The organism is Rhodoluna sp. (assembly GCF_024641065.1).
Lineage (GTDB): Bacteria > Actinomycetota > Actinomycetes > Actinomycetales > Microbacteriaceae > Rhodoluna.
Genome location: NZ_JAHEDV010000004.1, coordinates 73,216 through 92,918, shown reverse-complemented (window position 1 = coordinate 92,918; position 19,703 = coordinate 73,216). Strand labels below are relative to the sequence as shown.

Sequence of the window (19,703 nt, the reverse complement as noted above, 5' to 3'; positions counted from 1 at the left end):
TTCAGTTTGCTCTAATCATAAACAGGCTTAGAGAGCGATGGGGTTTATCAGGTCGGCAAGTATTAGCAAGGCGCTCATGCCCAAGAGAACCATGAAAACTAGCCAAGTAGCCGGAGTCAAGAGGGCTGTGTCTGCTGGGCCAGGGTCTTTTTTGCCACGCAGTCTGAACATTCCGCGCTTAATCGATTCGTACACTCCACCGGCGATGTGCCCGCCATCAAGCGGCAGAAGGGGAATCATGTTGAAGGTAAACAAGGCAAAGTTAAGTGAAGCAAGAATCAACAAACCCGTAGATAACTTGTCGACTAAATCAACCTGGTCTGCTGCAGCAACAGTTCCAGCTATTTGACCAATGCCAACCACCGAGATTGCCCCGTTTGGGTTTCGCTCTCCCCCGACGAAGGTAGCCGAAGCCGCATCTGCCAGCTGATTTGGGAGAGTCGTAATCATTACGGCCACCTGCGAAACATTGAGACCCGCCTGCTCAAAAGCCGTTCCGATTGGTTGTGCCACCCGTTCGTTGCCAAAGACGACGCCGAAAACGGTTCGGGCCTCTAACACTGGCTCACCCTTTGCATCAATCTTGATTGCACCAGTGCTCTCATCGATAACCTGACGGAGTGCGCTGGTGGGAGCAACACTCAAGGTCAATTTCGCACCGGCGCGTTGAACCTCAACAGCAACCGATTTATTCGCTGGCAGGGACTGGATCTGTGCATAAAGATCTTTAGCAGCTGAACCATTAATTGACAGGATTCGGTCACCAGCTTTGATGCCCGCGGCGAGCGCCGGAGATGCAGGCGACGCGTCATTGCAAACTTCGGTTGGTGTTGCCGGCACACAGGCAGAAACTTGCTGAACCAAAGTCGAAGGTTGATTTACTCCGATGCCGCTGAACACTGCGGCTAACAGCGCGGTGCCTAGCACCAGGTTCATGAATGGGCCGCCGAACATGATGACCATGCGCTTTAGAACCGGCAGTTGATAAAACTTTCGATTGACATCTGCCGGAGTTTCGAATTCAGAATGGGCCTCGCGCGCTGAAGTGATCATGCGGCCGAAGAATCCGGTTCTCGGCTTAGCTCCGGCTTTTTCAGGTGGATACATTCCGAGCATGGTGATGTAACCACCGAGCGGAATGAGCTTTAGGGCATATGTAGTTTCGCCACGAGTGAATTTGAAGAGGGTTGGACCAAAACCAATCGCGTAGTGCGGAACTTTGACACCAAATTTTTTAGCTGGGTAAAGGTGCCCGAGCTCGTGCAGGCCGATAGAAAAGCCAATGCCCAGTGCAATGAAAGCGACCCCGCCGATGTACCAAAGAATGTCAGTCACAACTAAAACCTATCTTGGGTGCCTGACAATCGGCTGACAACTAACAAGCGGTAACCATGGATGCCTGTGCGCGATCGCGAGCCCACTTCTCGGCCGCGAGCACTCCATCCAAGGAAAGTTCTTTTTCAGGTTCGTGGGCATCAACCACACGCTGAATCAAATCGACGATCTGATTAAAACCAATTCGACGCTGGTGGAATGCCTCAACAGCCTCTTCGTTAGCGGCGTTATAGACAGCTGGGTAGGTCAACCCTGCTTGCCCAACTTGGCGCGCAAGCTTGACTGCTCCGAAGACTGACTCATTCAAGGGCTCAAAATTCCAAGTCGCAGCTTGTGTCCAGTCGCAGGCTTTTGCCACGTTTGGCACTCGCTCAGGCCATGACATACCCAGGGCAATTGGCAGTCGCATGTCTGGAGGTGAACACTGGGCAAGAACTGAACCATCGACGAACTCAACCATCGAGTGCACCACCGATTGTGGGTGCACGGTCACGTCAATTCGGTCAAACGGAATATCGAAAAGCAGGTGCGCCTCAATCAACTCGAGGCCTTTATTGACCAGTGTCGCCGAGTTCGTGGTAACCACTTTGCCCATGACCCAGGTTGGGTGAGCCAGTGCCTGCTCAGGAGTCACCTCATCAAGTGCTTCACGAGTCCAACCGCGAAATGGGCCACCAGAAGCCGTGAGGATCAGTTTTCGAACTTCATCCTTGCTGCCACCTAACAAACACTGCGCGAGGGCTGAGTGTTCACTGTCAACTGGCACAATCTGACCAGGTGCAGCCGCGGATGTCACCAAGCGACCACCGACAATCAACGACTCTTTATTTGCCAGTGCAAGCGTCTTGCCAGATTTTAGGGTTGCGAGAGTCGGAGCCAGCCCAATTGAACCGGTAATGCCATTGATCACGACATCGGCTTCTAAGTCTTCGACCATGCGGGTTGCAGCTTCGGCGCCGAGTACGGCATGTTTGACACCAAATTGAGTTGCCTGCGCATTCATTAGTTCAGCATTCGAGCCGGCTGCAAGTCCAACCACTTCGAAACGCTCAGGATTAGCTGAAATTACCTCTAGGGCTTGGGTGCCAATTGAACCGGTAGACCCAAGAATGATTACGCGACGCATGTCTTTATCTTGCCATCTCTGACAGATTTGGGTTTGGGGCTCCCCAAGCAAATCAAGGGGCTTAGACTTTTATTTATGAGCGAGTTCACCGTCGCGCAAGAGCGCAAAGTTGTCACTTCCATCCCAGGCCCAAAATCTCAAGCACTGCATGCACGCCGCATGGATGCTGTTTCTGCGGGCGCTGGTGCAGCACTACCGGTCTACATTGAATCTGCCCATGGCGCGATTCTTGTTGACGCCGATGGCAACCAGATCATCGATCTAGGTTCAGGAATTGGTGTAACCACTATTGGCCACACCAACGCCGCGGTTGTAGCGGCAGTTTCTGCCCAGGTAGCCAAGCTAACCCACACACTTTTCACTCTGACTCCGTATGAAAACTACGTTGAAGTCTGTGAACTACTAAACAAGCACACCCCAGGTAACTTCAAAAAGAAGTCAGTGCTGTTCAACTCAGGTGCCGAAGCTGTAGAAAATGCAGTAAAAATCGCCCGAAAGGCTACCCGCAAGAACGGCATCGTTGTCTTCGACCACGCTTATCACGGTCGCACCAACCTGACCTTCTCGATGAACTTCAAGTCAGCACCGTACGGTAACGGCTTTGGTCCAACTGCGGCTAGCATTCAGCACGTTCCAATGTCTTACCCATACCGCGACCCTCAGGGCATGACCGGCGAAGAAGCTGCACAGCGCGCCATCTCATACATTGAGAAGCGCGTGGGTGTTGAAGACCTTGCAGCAATCGTGATTGAGCCAATTCAGGGCGAGGGTGGTTTCATCATCCCAGCCCCTGGTTTCTTGCGCACACTGAGCCAATGGGCCCGAGCAAATGGCGTGGTTATGGTTGCCGACGAAGTTCAATCAGGTGTTGCCCGAACCGGCAAGTGGTTTGCCAGCGAATGGGAAGAAGGCTTTGAGCCAGACCTATTCACCATCGCAAAGGGTATTGCTGGCGGTATGCCAATTTCGGCAGTTACCGGTCGCGCAGAAATCATGGATGCATCTCACCCAGGTGGCCTAGGTGGCACTTTCGGTGGCAACCCAGTTGCGGCAGCAGCTGCCGTTGCTGTGCTCAAGCAGATTGAAGCCGGCGGCGTTATTGAGCGTGCAAACGCGATTGAAGCCATTCTTCGCCCTCGCCTAGAGGCAATGAAGGCTAAATACCCGGTGATCGGCGATGTTCGTGGCCACGGCGCAATGATGGCAATCGAGTTCATCGAGCCTGGCACTTTGAACCCAAACAAAGATGCCGTAGACAAGTTGGTAAAGCACTGTCACAGCAATGGCGTTCTGGTTCTAAATGCCGGTACCTTCTACAACGTGATCCGATTCTTGCCACCACTAGCAATCACCGATGCGCTTCTAAACGACGCCTTGGATGTACTAGAAGCTGGTCTAGCTGCACTTTAGATTTCACGAAATCTCTAGAAAATCCCCTTCTCCCCTGCGGATGAGGGGATTTTCTCGTTGATAGGCTCAAGACAACTTGGAATTGAGGGGTATGCCAAAGTTTATTGATCGAGTAGCGACTGCCTTTGTTGCTGCCTGTGTTGCGTTCATACCAGGATTTGCGATCTTGGTGGTTTCAAGCTTTAGCCAGGGAAATGACGTGCACCCCTTAGCAGGCCTAAGTCGCGGGCTCGACTGGGTCGGCTTATGTCTCGCGATTATTTTCGTTTCGATTTTTCTCTTCGCGTATCCGGTTGAACGTTGGATGGTGAAGCCCGAACACAATCGATGGGTAGCTGGCACGAAGTACCTAATTGTTTTTGGAGCAATCACAGTGCTGGGTTATGTCGTGGTTTTGGGTGGGTCAATCATCTCTGGGCCACAAACCAACTTCAATAACTTCAGTTATGGTTTCACCGTTATTGCAATTGCCGCCCCGTTTGCTGGCATCACCGCATTCTTCGGGCGGGCTCTTTACCCAACATTTTTGAATGCTCGCAAGACCATGATTGCCACATCGATTGCACTTTTGCTTTTGATGGCCAGCCCAATCCTGCTTGAGCGCTACTCCGATGAATCGCCGGTCTACGAAGCCAATTCAGCCAATAGTTTTTACCCTCCTGAATTAGCTCAAGAGCTTTCGCGAGGCACCTGGGATGTCGACGAAGAAACTTTGGCCGCAGGCACTCACCAGACTGTATCTGGATTGCTATCGGACCCAACCTTGAAATATCAACTGACCTGGAATTGCCGCACCGTGAGTCATCAGGAATTCACAATTTTGGCCCAAGACCAAGCAACGGGGAAAACCATCTTTGAGCGTAGCCAAAGTTGCAATTCGCCTGAGCCGAAATTTCTGCACATCGACCTTGGCGATGCACCAATCAAAGTGAAACTTTTGATCTATCCAACTGACCGAGCAACAGTTTCAGACAAACCAATTGACAATGAAAGCAGCGATGCTTTTGTAATTTTGGCTCCCGAAACCTCGAATTTGCCCGCTAATTATTAGGCAGTGCGCCATTTGGCCTAACTGATGCATTCGCAAAAACAAAATTGATAGCGGGCTTGTCTCGCAAATGAAGACTTGCTGAAAGTGCTGATTCAGCTTTCAAGTGTCTTTGAGCACGAATTCCCAGTTGGGCAGCCTCAATCTGATCTACGCCACCAACATAAATGCGTGCACCAAAGTTAATCAGGGCGGCCCTTGGCAAACCCTGCGAAGACTGGCTTGTAGCAATCAAGTGCATGCCAAGTGAGCGCCCCCGACTCAGAACTGCACTTACCGCCCCGAGCGCAAGTGAATTGGAGGCAAGTGCCGCCGCTAGCTCGTCAACAACAATAAATAACCGATTCGGCCGGAGGGCCACCGGTGCAAAATCTTCGATTCGACTAACCAGATGTTCGGCGAATAACTCTTCACGCGATTTGAGTTCACGATGAATAACAGCCCAAATTGATTTCGACTCGACTTCATCTAAGTCGGTTGCAAATTTGCGCGCCCGAGGATTATTTGCAAACTGTCGAAGTGTGGCTCCGCCCTTGAAATCCAGTAGAAAGAAATCATCCACGCTCGGCCCTTCGAGAGCTAAATGAGAATTCAGCATTGTGATCAGCAATTGGCTTTTTCCGCTGCCGGTGGCACCGACTATCAAAAGATGTGCGTTTTCATTCGAAAGCGACATTTCAACCACGCCAGATTCATCGCGCCCCAAAATGAAATCTTCAGAGCGACTTTGACTTTCTGGCATTCCTTTCGCGAGGTGCTGTTGCAGGTGTTTGGCGGTAATCTCTGCCGATATCTTCTGAAATAACAAGTCATGCCACTCTTGACGCCAGAGCATTCCTGATCGGGGAAGCCGATAATTGCCAATGTAAATTTCGTCTTCCGAAATTTCGATGTCGGCCTTTAGGTCAACTGCCTTGCGGCTGCGCTGCCATGCCAGTAGCGGCATGATTGCCAAAGTGCTGCAAGCGAAGGCAACCATCATCCATGAACCGGTCGTGATGGCCATGATTGAACCAAAAATTAGCGACGGAAGAAACCAAAGCACTTGCATAAATCAAGGCTGCCAAGGCATCCGAGAAAATTAGCGACTACCTCGATATTTGTGCATAACCGGCACTATTCGCCGATGTAACTCATCACGTGCTTGATGCGGGTGTAGTCGTCAAATCCATACTGCGATAAGTCTTTGCCGTAACCCGAGTGACCAAAGCCACCGTGAGGCATCTCGGCAACGATTGGCAGATGGGTGTTGATCCACACGGTGCCAAAATTGAGCGCCTTAGAGAATCTAAGTGCCCGCGAGTGGTTTTGAGTCCAAACTGACGAAGCCAGGCCATATCGAACATCATTGGCAAGCTTTAGAGCCTCGGCATCATCTGTGAATTTCTGAACGGTGATCACAGGGCCAAAAATTTCATTTTGTATTTGAGAGTCTGCTTGCTTGAGGCCGGTTAGTACGGTGGCTTCTAAGAAATAACCCTGGCCGCCAACGCGACTGCCGCCAACTGCAACCTCGGCATGGCTAGGAAGGTTTTCAATGAAACCCTGAACTCGCTCAAGTTGATTGGCGTTATTCACCGGGCCGAAGAGCGCATTCGCTTGATCTGGCGCCCCAACGATTGCCGAAGACTTCACTTCGGCAATCAGGACCGCCAAAAATTCATCATGGATGCCTGCCTGAACCAAAATTCTCGTGGCTGCAGTGCAGTCTTGCCCAGCATTGAAATAACCGGCTTGCACGATTTGACGCGCTGCCGCGACGAGATCGGCGTCGGCAAACACAATCACCGGAGCCTTGCCACCTAATTCCAAGTGCACGCGTTTCAGGTCAACGGCTGCGGTGGCGGCAACATCCATGCCAGCTTCAACTGAACCAGTAAGCGAAACCATTTGCGGAATCGCGCTTTGAATCATTGCCCTGCCGGTTTTTCGGTCGCCGGTAACCACGTTGAAAACGCCTTTCGGCAGAAATTCAGCTGCCAACTCAGCCATCATCAAAGTGGTGATTGGTGTGGTTTCTGAAGGCTTAAGCACGAGTGTGTTGCCTGCTGCCAGGGCTGGGGCGAACTTCCAAACGGCCATATTCAATGGATAGTTCCAAGGAGTAACTTGACCGATAACGCCGATAGGTTCACGGCGAATCCACGAGGTGTGGTTTTGCAAATATTCGCCAGCCGAACGCCCCTCAAGGTTTCTAGCGGCACCGGCAAAAAAGCGAATCTGATCAATCGATGGTGCGATCTCAGTTTCAACAAGATGAGTTCTTGGTTTGCCAGTGTTCAAAGATTCGGCATCGGCAAATTCTTCAGCGCGTGCCTCCAGCGCATCGGCAATCTTCAGCAGAGCTAGCTGGCGCTCGGCTGGAGTTGTGTTTGACCAGCCGTCAAATGCCTCGCCGGCAGCCTGGTAGGCGCTTGCCACATCATGCTCGTCAGAGATCGGAGCGGTGGCATAGGAAGCCTCGTTGGATGGGTTGATAACCGTGCTGGTTTCGCCAAAACCTCCATCAACGAATCTTCCGTTGATGAAATTGCGCAACAGCTGGTTAGACAACTTCTACTCCTAAGATTTAGACCTCAAATCGAGTCTAATCAACGATTCACAAGCGGTTCGATGAATGACTTATCCTCAGAATTAGCACCCAACCAACTTGGATGAAATTACAAAGATTAGTTTGATCACATGAAACCTAAAAAATTTGATGCCAGTGTAGCTTTGCACACCCCGATTGGCATCGTTGAGCTGTTTGCCCTCGAAGACAAACTGGTGGCTATTCAAATTCTTGCCACCGGCGATGAGGCATCAGAGTCAACCGGTAAATCGAAAACTCTGGCCAAAGTTGAAAAGTACCTGAGCCGCTATTTTGCCGGCAATACAGCGACGCCAGATTTTTCATTTGAACTTGCTGGAACCGATTTTCAGAAGGCAGTTTGGCAAGAAATTGCCAAGGTCAAACCAGGCGAAATTACCACCTATGCCGAGATTGCAGCCGGAATAGGAAAACCCCAGGCTTTTCGCGCCGTTGGCGGGGCGGTTGGAGCAAACCCTCTCCCACTGTTGATTGGTTGCCACCGTGTGCTTGGTTCTAGCCGCAAGATAACCGGCTTTTCTGGCGGCGATGGCCTTTCAACCAAACGCTGGCTGCTGAATCACGAACAAATTGACTTTGTTGATTCAACCTCAACCCTGTAGGGGGGGGTGGGGTCAGGTTGCTTGGCGCGTGACTAACGTTAGCGACTGTCTGTTGATTTCGAGTCGCAACCCATTCTTGCTGGCTGCTGAGGCTAATTCTTTGACTGTAGTCGGAGGTTTCTTTGCCATTAGTGCGGCTCTCACCAGTTGCCCTTTGGCCTTTTTATTGAAGTGATTCAGCTGCTCTAGAGCGCCATCCTCTTTCTCAACAAAGACGGTCACCGAGAACGCATTTGAGGCTTCAGGCAATTCAGCAAGGTCAGCATAGGCTTTCGAGCGAAGGTCAATAATTACGTGTTCATCAAGGTTTGACCACACATCCGAGTGGGCCTGGTTCCACATTTTTTTTAGATTAAGACCGTTCACTAACTTTGCCGGGTTCAATTTGTAAACCGGAATTTCATCCGAGGCTGAAAGCAAACCGTATCTGGCCGATTGAATAAGAATCATTTCCGCGGCACGCGATCGTTCAGCGGCATTCAGGGAGTTATTGGCTGTAGGCGTACCCTTCAACCCTCGGCCATGCACCGCTGAATAGAGTGTTCCGGTATAGCGATCGATTGCTGGCATGACCATAATCGAAGCTTCAACTTCGTTCAGCGCCACTCGAATTTGCTCACGGGCTTGATTCAACTCAGCAAACCTGAATACCGAATCAGTTTGCACTTCACCACCCAAAGCTTTGGTTTCTGAAGGCGGCAGCAAGAACAACATGTTCCAACCCTATTTCAGGTGAGCCTAAACTTGAGGCATGGTCAATCTAACGAAAATTTATACCCGCACCGGCGACGAAGGCATGACAGGCCTTAGTAACTTTTCGCGCACGCGCAAGACCGACCCTCGAATCGAAGCCTACGCCGATGTTGACGAGGCAAACTCGGCTATCGGTGTAGCCGTTGCTTTGGCTCAAAACGAGTTTGATGCCGAAACCCTTGCCTTGTTGTCACAGATTCAAAATGATCTTTTTGACCTCGGTGCCGACCTGTCGAACCCGCTAAATGAGCACTATGAGTATGAACCACTTCGCGTAGACGCCATTTGGATTGATGCTCTCGAAGACGCCATCGACCACTACAACAAAGAATTGGGCAAACTAGATTCGTTTATTTTGCCTGGAGGCTCTGGACTAGCAGCCGGTCTTCACCTTGCCAGAACCGTAGTGCGTCGCGCTGAGCGAGCAACCTGGCATGCAATTGAGGCGCACGGCACTGAGCCGGGCAAGAAGGGCCACTCAAATGGTGGCGTGAGTGTTCTTGCCGCTAAGTACCTAAACCGCTTGAGCGACCTCCTATTCGTTTTGGCCCGATACGCAAACGTAAAGCACGGTGGCGACGTGAAGTGGGTTCCGGCGGCTAACCGTCGAACCCGACCTATCGGCAAAACCAAGCCATAACTTGAACTAAAAAAGAAATCCCCCGCTATTTGCGGGGGATTTCTTTTTAGTTTGATTTAGATGAGTGCAGCCTGTCGTGCCACAACTGACACAACATTGTTCTCGACTGACAGAAAACCATCTTCAGCTGATGCCTTGATCTGTTCTCCGCTTTCAAGAGTGATGCGTACTTCACCTGAAGCAAGGATGGCAAGCATTGGCTCGTGACCAGGTAGCAAACCAATTTCACCTTCGACGGTCTTAGCTACAACCATCTTGGCTTCACCAGACCAAACGGCCTGTTCAGCTGCTACTAGTTCAACGCGCAAAGTCGCCATGATTACTTAGATTCCTTCTGGATGCGGTCCCATTCCTTTAGAACATCGTTGATGTCACCAAGGTTGAAGAACGCCTGCTCACCAACGTGGTCAAAGTCACCGCGTGCGATAGCTGAGAAGCCCTCGATGGTGTCCTTCAACGGAACGGTCGAACCTGCAACACCGGTGAACTTGGTAGCCATGTAGGTGTTCTGCGATAGGAATCGCTGGATACGACGTGCACGTGAAACGGTGATCTTGTCTTCTTCAGAAAGCTCTTCAACACCAAGAATCGCGATGATTTCCTGAAGCTCTTTGTTCTTCTGAAGGATCGACTTAACCAAGGTTGCAGTCTCGTAGTGGTCCTTGCTGATGTAGCGAGGGTCCAAGATGCGAGAGGTCGAGGTTAGTGGGTCAACCGCAGGGTATAGACCCTGCGAAGCAATGTCACGAGAAAGCTCGGTGGTTGCATCCAAGTGGGCAAAGGTAGTTGCCGGGGCTGGGTCGGTGTAGTCATCAGCAGGAACGTAAATTGCCTGAAGTGAGGTAATCGAGTGGCCACGGGTCGAGGTGATGCGCTCCTGTAGGAGACCCATCTCATCGGCAAGGTTCGGCTGGTAACCCACAGCAGAAGGCATGCGACCTAGAAGGGTCGAAACCTCAGAACCTGCCTGAGTAAAGCGGAAGATGTTGTCGATGAATAGAAGAACGTCCTGCTTCTGAACATCGCGGAAGTACTCCGCCATGGTTAGAGCAGAAAGAGCTACGCGAAGACGGGTGCCAGGTGGCTCATCCATCTGACCGAAGACCAGTGCAGTCTTGTCGATAACGCCTGACTCGGTCATTTCGTCGATAAGGTCGTTACCTTCACGGGTACGCTCACCAACACCAGCGAATACAGACACACCATCGTGGTTTTCGGCTACTCGGTAGATCATTTCTTGGATAAGAACGGTCTTACCAACACCAGCACCACCGAATAGACCAATCTTTCCACCCTGAACATAAGGGGTTAGAAGGTCAATAACCTTGATACCCGTTTCGAACATGTTGGTCTTTGACTCAAGCTGGTCGAACGCAGGTGGCTGGCGGTGGATTGACCAACGCTCGTTCACTTCGATCTTCTCGCCTGGCTTGCCGTTTAGAACATCACCGGTCACGTTGAATACGTGACCCTTGGTGACGTCACCAACAGGTACTGAGATTGGAGCGCCAGTGTCGCTTACAACTCCACCGCGAACCAAACCATCGGTTGGCTTCAGTGCAATCGCGCGAACTAGGTCATCTCCGAGGTGCTGTGCGACCTCGAGAGTAAGAGTGCTCTTCTCGCCATCTAGGTCAATCTCAGTGGTGAGTGCGTTATAGATCGCAGGGATGGCATCGTGCGGGAACTCGATGTCAACAACTGGACCGGTTACGCGAGCAATGCGCCCGGTGCCGGCTGCTGCTGCAACCTTCTTCTTGGTCTCGGCCATGTCTCTTTCTTTCTCTTAGTCTTCGTTGCCGGCGGTAGACAAAGCGTCTGCACCACCAACAATTTCTGAAATCTGTTGGGTAATTTCTGACTGACGGGCAGCGTTGCTCAAACGGGTGTAGTTCTTGATTAGCTTGTCTGCGTTGTCAGTTGCTGACTTCATTGCCTTCTGGCGTGCTGCATGCTCAGAAGCGGCCGACTGCAACATTGCGTTGAAGATGCGGCTTTCGATGTAAACCGGAAGCAACGCGTCAAGAACCTTTACTGCATCTGGCTCGAACTCGTAAAGCGGGAATACTTCGCTTGCCTCAGGAGCTTCGGTGCCTTCGACAACCTCAAGAGGTAGCAGACGAACAACTTCTGGGATCTGGGCAATCATCGAAACAAAACGGTTTGATACGAGGTGAATCTCGTCAACACCGCCGTCTGCGTAGTCGGTGTTGAAAGCTGCGAGCAGAGCCTGGGCAATTTCATGCGCAGTTTCTACCTGAGGAAGGTCGGTGCCGCCGATCCACTGTTGAACAGCGGTGCGACGACGGAAACCAAAGTTAGCTACAGCCTTACGACCAACCAAGTAGTAAACAACTTCTTTACCCTGCTCGTGAAGCAGGTTGGTTAGCTGGTCTGCTTCTTTTAGAACGTTTGATGAGAACGCACCAGCAAGACCACGGTCAGAGGTGAAGATAACAACCGCAGCTCGGTCAATACGGGCTGGCTCGGTGGTTAGCGGGTGAGCAACATTTGAATAAGTTGCCACTGCTGAAACCGCGCGAGTCACTGCTCGTGAGTATGGGTTTGATGCTGCTACACGCTGTTGTGCCTTGTAAATGCGTGATGCAGAGATCAACTCCATGGCACGAGTGATCTTCTTGGTCGTCTGGGCAGACTTGATTTTCTGCCTATAGACCCGAAGTTGCGCTCCCATGTCTCTCCTAGATTCTTGTCGAAATTGATTTGTTTAGTAGAAGTGCTTACCTGCGCTTCTGCTTCACAATCTTTTCTTGTTCGACTTCGGCTTCGTCTAGAACTGCTGCGTCGCCAGCTGATGCCAAAGGAGCACCTGATGAAGTTGCAAAGCTCTTCTTGAACTTGGTAACTGCCTTCTCAAGCTCGGCAACGGTGTCGTTCTCGAGGTTGTTGGTCTCGCGGATGGTGGTTAGCACCTTGCTGTTGCGACGTAGGTAGTCAAGAAGTTCGCTCTCAAAACGTAGAACGTCTTCAACTGGAACCTCGTCAAGCTTGCCGGTGGTACCTGCCCATACAGACACGGTCTGCTCTTCAACTGGGAACGGTGAGTACTGAGGCTGCTTTAGAAGCTCCATTAGGCGGGCACCGCGAGCAAGCTGCTGACGAGATGCTGCATCCAAGTCTGATGCAAACATTGCGAAAGCCTCAAGTGAGCGGTACTGGGCAAGCTCTAGCTTCAGGGTTCCTGAAACCTTCTTGATGCCCTTAACCTGAGCTGCACCACCAACACGTGAAACCGAGATACCTACGTCAATAGCAGGGCGCTGGTTTGAGTTGAATAGGTCTGACTGCAAGAAGATCTGACCATCGGTGATCGAAATCACGTTGGTCGGAATGTATGCAGAAACGTCGTTTGCCTTCGTCTCGATGATTGGAAGACCAGTCATCGAACCGCCACCAAGCTCATCGTTCAGCTTGGCACAACGCTCAAGTAGACGTGAGTGTAGGTAGAAGACGTCACCTGGGTAAGCCTCGCGGCCTGGTGGACGACGTAGAAGAAGTGATACCGCACGGTAGGCCTCGGCCTGCTTTGACAGGTCATCGAAAATGATCAGAACGTGCTTGCCGCCGTACATCCAGTGCTGACCAATGGCAGAACCGGTGTAAGGAGCTAGGTACTTGAAACCAGCTGGGTCTGATGCAGGTGATGCCACGATGGTGGTGTACTCCATAGCGCCGGCCTCTTCAAGAGCTGCCTTCACACCTGCGATGGTTGAACCCTTTTGACCGATTGCAACATAGATGCAGCGAACCTGCTTGTTGACATCGCCTGAGTCCCAGTTTGACTTCTGGTTGATGATGGTGTCGATCGCAATTGCGGTCTTACCAGTCTGACGGTCACCAATAATCAACTGACGCTGACCACGACCAACTGGGATCATTGCGTCAATTGCCTTGATACCGGTCTGAAGTGGTTCGTGAACAGACTTACGTGCCATAACGCCAGGAGCCTGAAGCTCAAGCGCACGACGTGCCTCTGCCTTGATTTCGCCAAGACCATCGATTGGGTTACCTAGTGGGTCTACAACGCGACCCAAGAAGTTGTCACCAACCGGTACAGAAAGTACTTCACCGGTGCGGTGAACTTCCATGCCTTCTTCGATGCCTTCGAAGTTACCGAGTACAACGGTACCGATTTCGCGCTCGTCAAGGTTCAAAGCTAGGCCCAGGGTGCCGTCAGCGAACTTTAGAAGCTCGTTGGCCATTGCACTTGGAAGACCCTCAATGTGAGCGATACCGTCACCGGCATCGATTACATGGCCTACCTCGGTCTTTGAAGCCTTGGCTGGCTCATAAGACTTAACGAAGTCTTTTAGAGCGTCGCGAATCTCGTTCGGGCTGATGTTCAGATCTGCCATCTCGTTCCTCTACTTCTGGGGCGAACCCCGGTTGGTCGTTTGCTCAGCCACCTAAGTGGCTGAAGTTTTTGACAGCTGGTTTATGCCAGCTGAAGTTTTGCTGCATTTAGACGAGAGCTGAGGCTTCCGTCGATGATCTCGCCAGCTACCTGGACTTTGATTCCACCAAGGATGTCTTGGTCTACTTCTACGTTTAGCTTCAAGCTGTGGCCATAAGCCTTAGCAAGAGCCGCCTCAAGACGCTCAAGCTGCTTGTCACTGATTGCTGACGCGACGGTAACGGTTGCAACTAGACGCTCAGCAACTGCAGAAACCTGCTTGCCAAACTGCTCTAGCACCACTGAAACGCGACGACGACGTGCACCAGTTACTGAACGACGAATAAGAACAGCGGCTTCATCAGAAACCTTGCCCTTGGTTAGCGCTGCAACTAGTGAAAGCTTTGCCTCATCTGTAGCCAGACGATCGCCCAGCGCGAACTGCAATGCCTGATCTGAGTCAACTGCCCGCTGAAAAGCGAATAGTTCGCTCTCAACAGCCGCAATCTTCTTGTTTGACGACGCAATTGAAGCAACGGCAAAGACCGCGAGCTGCTCGAAAGCAGATACGAGGTCTTGACCGGTTGACCAGCGAAGGGCAACCAGACAGTCGGCGAACTCAAGCGCGGTCTTTGAAGCACTCTTGCCGAATACGGCTTGTAGAGCGCCTGACTTTGCCTTTGCCTCGGCGGAAGGGTCCGAGAGGATGCTGCGCAGTTGAGAAGACGATGCAACGGCTGCGCCGATTGCAAAGATTTCTTCTGCGAACTTGAGGTCGGCCTTAGCCAAAAGTGGGCTCAATGCCTCTTTCGCTAGGGCTAGTGACTGTCTGGTTGAACTCGCCATTACTTCTTCTTGCCTGCCTTGTCGCCAGCTTCTAGTTCGGCCAGGAACTGGTCGACTACAGAGCTAGCAATCTTGTCGTTCTTGAGACTTGCGCCAACAACGCTTGATGCAAGGTCAATGGCAAGTGAGCCAACCTCTGCACGAAGTGAAATTAGGGCTGCCTGACGCTCGGCTTCAATCTGAGCCTTTGCGGTAGCGGTCAAACGAGCTGCCTCGCTAGATGCCTGCTCTTTAAGTTCAGCCAAAATAGCTGCACCCTCTGCGCGTGCTTCTTCGCGAATCTTTGATGCTTCGGCACGTGCCTCTGCCTGCTCAGCTTCGATGTTTGCAGTTTTAGCTGCAGCCTCAGCCTGAGCCTTTTCAGCGGCTTCGAGGCGACCTTCGATTGCCTCGGTGCGAGCGTCTAGTGTCTTCTTGAAGTTCGGTAGAACCTTGAACCAGAAGAAGGCCAGTAGGACAAAAAAGGCAACCGAAGACCACAGGAGATCGTACGACGCTGGAAGAAGCGGGTTTGGGGTCGCCTCTCCAGTGTTCGCGAGAATCCTAGAAATCATGGTTTAGGTCCTGACTGACTAAGCGAAGATGAATGGGGTTGCAAGACCGATAAGCGCTAGCGCTTCGGTGAATGCGATACCAAGCCACATGGTGACCTGAAGCTTTGCTGCAAGCTCTGGCTGGCGTGCGATTGACTCGATGGTCTTTGAAACAACAAGACCTACACCGATACCAGGACCAACTGCTGCAAGGCCATAGCCGATTACTGCGATGTTGCCTGAGATTTCTGCGATGTTAGTTACGTCCACTTTGTATTTCCCTTCCGTGGTTTAGACCTGACGGTTGTCAGATCTGATTAGTGCTCGTCTGCCAAGGCCAACTGAATGTAGACCGTGGTCAGCAGAGTAAAAACATAAGCCTGTAGGAATGCAACCAAGATCTCGAAGACCGTGAATGCAAAACCGAACAACAGGGTTCCGGCACCGAATAGCTTCATGAAGCCGGCTACTGCGCTGTCGAAGAAGAAGAACTGAGTCGCTGAGAAACAGAGAACTAGCAACAAGTGGCCAGCAATCATGTTCATGGTCAAACGAAGAGCAAGAGTGACCGGGCGAAGGATGAAGGTTGAAAGCAGCTCAATCGGGGTTACCAAGATGTAGAACGGCTTTGGAACACCAGCAGGGAATAGCGATGCGGTGAAGAAATGACCACCGTGCTTTTTGACACCTGCGTAGATAAACACGACGTAGGCAGCGATGGCCATAACGATTGGAAGACCAATAACCGAAGTACCCGCGATGTTCAAACCAGGGATGATACCGGTGATGTTCATTCCAAGAGTTAGGAAGAAGATGGTCGCAAGTAGCGGCAAGAATCGGTCGCCGTCTTTTTCACCCAGCTGTTCGTGAGCGATGCTCTTGCGAACGAAGTTGAGTGAGATTTCACCCATCAACTGAAAACGACCTGGGATGTGGTTGCCCGACTTGTTGGCCTGCTTGAACTTTGAAGTCCAAAGTGCGAAGACAACGATTAGAAGAGTTAGCACAAGAAGACGAATCAACATGATTCGGTTCAAAGCAAATGGGGTGCCCTCGAAAGCAACAATCTCTGGGTAGAACTCCATGATTGAAGGGGCGTGGAAGCCACCGCCCGACTCGTCGGTGCTCGCTGCTACAAAGAGCAGGTTCATAGCGTTAGTGAACAGCGTGAACTCCTGTTTCGGGGCAAGTTTTATTGCGGCCTTGCGGCGATTTACAGTGCGATTTGGTTATTGAGGATTTCTCCCCAATTCCTTGATAATCCTAACAGCCGAAAACCGCCAGAAATAGCCGTTTAGTTTGAATTAACAAAGTTTTTTATTGTACTTTTTTGCCTCTAGGCATCGATCGGAATTCTGGCCTTCAAAACCAAAACCGAGTCGATTGCGAGCGTTCCAAGAATTGATGCCACCAGGGTGAAAAACAGAACTGGCCCACTGATGAAATCAGCGCCTTTTAGAGCCCCGATCAAGACGATGAATCCGACCAGTTTCAAGACCCAACCGCCAAGCACAACGCCGAAGAAACCACCTAGGGGCAGCTTGCCTCCAACATAAACACTCACCGCGGTCAGAGTCACGAACAACAAGGTAAGGCCCGCACCGATCAATGCACTGACCAGGCCAGGCATCCCAGCCACTAGAAAACCAACCACGCTGCCAATGACAGCAATCGCAGCAACTAGCAATGAACCACGGATAAAGACTTGCTTGAACAACTCGGCGATGGAATTAGCCACGGACTGACAACTTTCGTTTGATTACTGGGCGAACGGTGTAGATCAAAGCAATCAAAACACCGATGGAGAAAATACCGACTACGTTCCAGACCGGCAAGAAGAAGAACAGGAGGCAAGAACCTGAAATCACTGCTGTCCAGACATAGAAAACCACAACGGCACCGAGGTGAGAGTGACCAAAGTCTTGAAGCCGGTGATGCAAGTGCAGCCGGTCTGCGCTGAATGGAGATTTTCCGGCTCGAAGGCGTCGAAGTACAGCCCATGAGAAATCAAGGAGCGGAAGAACCAAGATAGCTAGCGGCAAAACCAGCGGGATGAAGGCGGGAACAATTTCGCCACGGCTAACCAAGGTTGGATCAATCTGGCCGGTAACGGTGAGGGCTGAGGTTGCCATCAGAAGACCTAGGAGCATAGCGCCGGTGTCGCCCATAAAAATCTTGGCCCGATGCCAGTTATAAGGTAAGAAGCCAACGCACATGCCGATAACAATCGCTGAAATCAGCGAAGCCAGGTTGAAGTAGTTGGTAGGTGAAGTTTGCTTGGCAAGTAGGTAGCTGTAGGCAAAGAACACCACAGTGCCGATTAGCACTACACCGGCAACGAGGCCATCCAAGCCATCAATAAAATTCACCGCATTCATGACTAGGACCGTCAAGAAAACTGTCACTACAAAAGAGATTCCAAAACTGCCAATGGTGAGGCCGGCAACCGGTAGCGAAACAATTTGCACACCCTGCCAAGCCAGAATGCCGGCAACCACAAATTGCCCAGCAAGTTTGAGGCTCCAGTCAAGGTCATAAAGGTCGTCTAGAAAGCCAATGACCGTGATCAAGAATGCAGCAGCCAAAATTGCCAAGATGTGCACTGGCTCGGCAAATACGCTTTCAAACCATCCGAGTGAACCGGCAACCAGCACCGCTGCAGCAAAGCCGAAGAACATTGCAACGCCACCGAGGCGCGGAGTTGGTTTGGTGTGCACGTCTCGCGAGCGAATCTGCGGATAAATCTTGTATTTGTGCGCAAGTTTTAGCACTAGGTAGGTGCCAACAAAAGTAACCGCAGCGGCGGCCAACATGATTAGTAGGTAAGCGCGCATTTGCTAGTTCTCAACCTCGAGCAACTCGCCGGCAACTGTACTAATCGAATCAAGCGAAAGCGCCCCTCGGCGAACCACACGGATTTTTCCTGAGGTTGAAATGCGGCCCTCAGAATCATATGTGTCGACGATGTCGGTCAAATCAAGAATTGTTGACGCCTCAGCCTTAGGAGCAGACCCAGCTGAAAGGTAAACCTGAACACTGTCACCAAAATAGTCTTCAGCTTCTTGGCAGTTTAGAGCGGCCGGTTTTGAAGTTAAGTTGGCGCTTGAAACGGCCATCGGCCCAACTTCTTCAAGAAGCGCGAGGGCAATTTTGTGGTCGGGCATACGGAGTGCAACTGTGCCCTTGGTTTCACCGAGGTTCCAGGTAAGTGAGGGCTGCGAGCGCAGAATCATGGTTAGAGCGCCTGGCCAAAATGCTTCGGCTAGTCGCTGAGCCACATCGGGCACAGTCTCGGCCAGAGCGTGAAGAGTTTGAATGTTGCCAATCAAAACTGGCGGTGGCGACTGTGGGCCTCTCCCCTTCGCCGAAAGCAACGACTCGACACCCTTCGCCGAAAATGCATCGCAACCAATTCCGTAGACGGTGTCGGTGGGTAACACAACAAGTTCATTTCGGCCGAGGGCCAATTTTGCCTGACGCATGCCAGCTAAGAGTTCGGTATCGATTGAACAATCAAAAACACGTTTCAATTCACACCCCTCCTAAATCTGGCTTACTTTATTGCTGTGACTGCGCGGTCGCGACCGGTCAGATCTTGATGCGCCTGAACTTCACGCCATCCATCAGCCAATAGTAGTTGACAGACCTGAACAGACTGAGAGTCGGCGTGCTCAATAATCAAAGCTCCACCTTCAACTAGTAATCTCTTGGCTGTTGCTGAAACCAAGTGGATTACATCCATGCCATCATCACCGCCATAAAGCGCGAGATCTGGGTCATAAAGGTGAACCTCAACATCGCGAGGAATAGCTGCTGCCGGGATGTACGGCGGGTTAGATGCCACAACGGACACCTGGCCGTTTAGTTCGGCAAACGCGTCAGCCAAGTCGCCTTGAATCAGAGTGGCATTTGCGCCATACTTTGCGAAATTTTGCTTAGTGAATGGCAGAGCTTCTGGCGACTTTTCGACAGCAAACACGCGAGCAGTTGAAACCTCGGTTGCTATTGCCAGAGCAATTGCTCCCGAACCGGTTCCGAGATCGACAGCGATTGGTTCGCTTTGCTCCGCGCTTTTCAGAGCATGAATGGCTAATTGGGCAACAAACTCGGTCTCGGGGCGAGGAATGAACACTCCCCTGCCAACGCTTAGTTCAAGGTTGCGAAAATAGGCGGTTCCAGTGATGTGTTGCAGAGGTTCTCGGGCAATTCTGCGGCCGTAAAGCGTGGTTATTTGTTGCGCTTGCGATTCACTCACGCTGGCGCTCACAAGCATCTGAGCTTGAACTTCGCCACGGTTTAATCCAAGGATGTGACCTGCCAAGAGTTCAGCATCGACCAGGGCTGAGTGCAGGCCGGCGCTTTCGAAGCGCTCGGCAGCGTGCTCAACTAGATCGCGCAGGCGCAAA

21 protein-coding genes are annotated in these 19,703 nt (G+C 51.5%); 4 read left to right on the top strand and 17 right to left on the bottom strand.

Features of this window, described 5'->3' with window-relative positions:
* Nucleotides 1-27: 27 nt before the first annotated feature.
* Nucleotides 28-1,335, bottom strand: a complete 1,308-nt coding sequence (locus Q0L26_RS04380) for a site-2 protease family protein (protein WP_296647917.1) — start codon at nucleotides 1,333-1,335, stop codon at nucleotides 28-30.
* Nucleotides 1,336-1,375: 40 nt separating this feature from the next.
* Nucleotides 1,376-2,461: a 1-deoxy-D-xylulose-5-phosphate reductoisomerase gene (dxr, locus tag Q0L26_RS04375; protein ID WP_296647915.1), complete on the bottom strand. Its 1,086-nt coding sequence runs from the start codon at nucleotides 2,459-2,461 to the stop codon at nucleotides 1,376-1,378.
* Nucleotides 2,462-2,536: 75 nt separating this feature from the next.
* Between dxr and gabT the strand changes: the two genes are divergently transcribed.
* The gene (gene gabT / locus Q0L26_RS04370; RefSeq protein ID WP_296647912.1) at nucleotides 2,537-3,871 is read left to right on the top strand and encodes a 4-aminobutyrate--2-oxoglutarate transaminase; all 1,335 of its coding nucleotides are present in this window, start codon (nucleotides 2,537-2,539) and stop codon (nucleotides 3,869-3,871) included.
* Nucleotides 3,872-3,962: 91 nt separating this feature from the next.
* Nucleotides 3,963-4,922, top strand: coding sequence for a hypothetical protein (locus Q0L26_RS04365; protein ID WP_296647909.1), 960 nt, complete (start codon nucleotides 3,963-3,965; stop codon nucleotides 4,920-4,922).
* Here Q0L26_RS04365 and Q0L26_RS04360 read toward each other — a convergent pair.
* A complete protein-coding gene (locus Q0L26_RS04360) occupies nucleotides 4,912-5,964 on the bottom strand; it encodes an FtsK/SpoIIIE domain-containing protein (protein WP_296647907.1) in 1,053 nt (350 codons plus the stop codon). The two genes, Q0L26_RS04365 and Q0L26_RS04360, sit on opposite strands and share 11 nt — an antisense overlap.
* A gap of 71 nt (nucleotides 5,965-6,035) precedes the next feature.
* Nucleotides 6,036-7,472 (bottom strand): gamma-aminobutyraldehyde dehydrogenase, encoded by a 1,437-nt coding sequence (locus tag Q0L26_RS04355; protein ID WP_296647904.1) that lies wholly within the window; start codon nucleotides 7,470-7,472, stop codon nucleotides 6,036-6,038.
* 129 nt (nucleotides 7,473-7,601) lie between these two features.
* Between Q0L26_RS04355 and Q0L26_RS04350 the strand changes: the two genes are divergently transcribed.
* Entirely contained in the window at nucleotides 7,602-8,111 is a 510-nt protein-coding gene (locus Q0L26_RS04350; protein ID WP_296647903.1) for a methylated-DNA--[protein]-cysteine S-methyltransferase, read from the top strand.
* Between the two features lie 12 nt (nucleotides 8,112-8,123).
* Here the strand turns inward: Q0L26_RS04350 and yaaA are convergent, their stop codons facing one another.
* Nucleotides 8,124-8,825: a peroxide stress protein YaaA gene (gene yaaA / locus Q0L26_RS04345; protein WP_296647901.1), complete on the bottom strand. Its 702-nt coding sequence runs from the start codon at nucleotides 8,823-8,825 to the stop codon at nucleotides 8,124-8,126.
* A 37-nt stretch (nucleotides 8,826-8,862) separates the two neighbouring features.
* Between yaaA and Q0L26_RS04340 the strand changes: the two genes are divergently transcribed.
* Nucleotides 8,863-9,504 carry a cob(I)yrinic acid a,c-diamide adenosyltransferase gene (locus Q0L26_RS04340; RefSeq protein ID WP_296647899.1) on the top strand — a complete coding sequence of 214 codons (642 nt, stop codon included), beginning with the start codon at nucleotides 8,863-8,865 and terminating at the stop codon, nucleotides 9,502-9,504.
* A gap of 56 nt (nucleotides 9,505-9,560) precedes the next feature.
* On the opposite strand, the gene Q0L26_RS04335 is transcribed toward Q0L26_RS04340, so the two are convergent.
* The 12 genes from Q0L26_RS04335 to prmC all read right to left on the bottom strand — a co-directional run bounded on the left by Q0L26_RS04335 (nucleotide 9,561) and on the right by prmC (nucleotide 19,702).
* Nucleotides 9,561-9,821, bottom strand: coding sequence for a F0F1 ATP synthase subunit epsilon (locus Q0L26_RS04335; protein ID WP_296647897.1), 261 nt, complete (start codon nucleotides 9,819-9,821; stop codon nucleotides 9,561-9,563).
* Between the two features lie 2 nt (nucleotides 9,822-9,823).
* On the bottom strand, nucleotides 9,824-11,275 hold the full coding sequence (gene atpD / locus Q0L26_RS04330) for a F0F1 ATP synthase subunit beta (RefSeq protein ID WP_296647895.1): 1,452 nt from the start codon (nucleotides 11,273-11,275) through the stop codon (nucleotides 9,824-9,826).
* A 15-nt stretch (nucleotides 11,276-11,290) separates the two neighbouring features.
* Entirely contained in the window at nucleotides 11,291-12,199 is a 909-nt protein-coding gene (locus Q0L26_RS04325) for a F0F1 ATP synthase subunit gamma (protein ID WP_296647892.1), read from the bottom strand.
* A 46-nt stretch (nucleotides 12,200-12,245) separates the two neighbouring features.
* Nucleotides 12,246-13,880 (bottom strand): F0F1 ATP synthase subunit alpha, encoded by a 1,635-nt coding sequence (atpA, locus tag Q0L26_RS04320; protein ID WP_296647888.1) that lies wholly within the window; start codon nucleotides 13,878-13,880, stop codon nucleotides 12,246-12,248.
* Nucleotides 13,881-13,960: 80 nt separating this feature from the next.
* A complete protein-coding gene (locus tag Q0L26_RS04315; RefSeq protein WP_296647885.1) occupies nucleotides 13,961-14,764 on the bottom strand; it encodes a F0F1 ATP synthase subunit delta in 804 nt (267 codons plus the stop codon).
* Nucleotides 14,764-15,318, bottom strand: coding sequence for a F0F1 ATP synthase subunit B (locus Q0L26_RS04310; RefSeq protein WP_296647883.1), 555 nt, complete (start codon nucleotides 15,316-15,318; stop codon nucleotides 14,764-14,766). The genes Q0L26_RS04315 and Q0L26_RS04310 overlap by 1 nt, the downstream gene beginning before the upstream one ends.
* An 18-nt stretch (nucleotides 15,319-15,336) precedes the next feature.
* On the bottom strand, nucleotides 15,337-15,567 hold the full coding sequence (gene atpE / locus Q0L26_RS04305) for an ATP synthase F0 subunit C (RefSeq protein ID WP_296647879.1): 231 nt from the start codon (nucleotides 15,565-15,567) through the stop codon (nucleotides 15,337-15,339).
* A gap of 47 nt (nucleotides 15,568-15,614) precedes the next feature.
* On the bottom strand, nucleotides 15,615-16,448 hold the full coding sequence (gene atpB / locus Q0L26_RS04300) for a F0F1 ATP synthase subunit A (RefSeq protein ID WP_296647876.1): 834 nt from the start codon (nucleotides 16,446-16,448) through the stop codon (nucleotides 15,615-15,617).
* 185 nt (nucleotides 16,449-16,633) lie between these two features.
* Nucleotides 16,634-17,035 carry a hypothetical protein gene (locus tag Q0L26_RS04295; RefSeq protein WP_296647874.1) on the bottom strand — a complete coding sequence of 134 codons (402 nt, stop codon included), beginning with the start codon at nucleotides 17,033-17,035 and terminating at the stop codon, nucleotides 16,634-16,636.
* Nucleotides 17,028-18,131 carry an MraY family glycosyltransferase gene (locus Q0L26_RS04290; RefSeq protein WP_296647871.1) on the bottom strand — a complete coding sequence of 368 codons (1,104 nt, stop codon included), beginning with the start codon at nucleotides 18,129-18,131 and terminating at the stop codon, nucleotides 17,028-17,030. The genes Q0L26_RS04295 and Q0L26_RS04290 overlap by 8 nt, the downstream gene beginning before the upstream one ends.
* Nucleotides 18,132-18,134: 3 nt before the next feature.
* Entirely contained in the window at nucleotides 18,135-18,827 is a 693-nt protein-coding gene (locus tag Q0L26_RS04285) for an L-threonylcarbamoyladenylate synthase (protein ID WP_296647869.1), read from the bottom strand.
* A gap of 23 nt (nucleotides 18,828-18,850) precedes the next feature.
* Complete coding sequence (gene prmC / locus Q0L26_RS04280; protein WP_296647866.1) at nucleotides 18,851-19,702, bottom strand: peptide chain release factor N(5)-glutamine methyltransferase; 852 nt, start codon at nucleotides 19,700-19,702, stop codon at nucleotides 18,851-18,853.
* Nucleotide 19,703 lies beyond the last annotated feature (1 nt).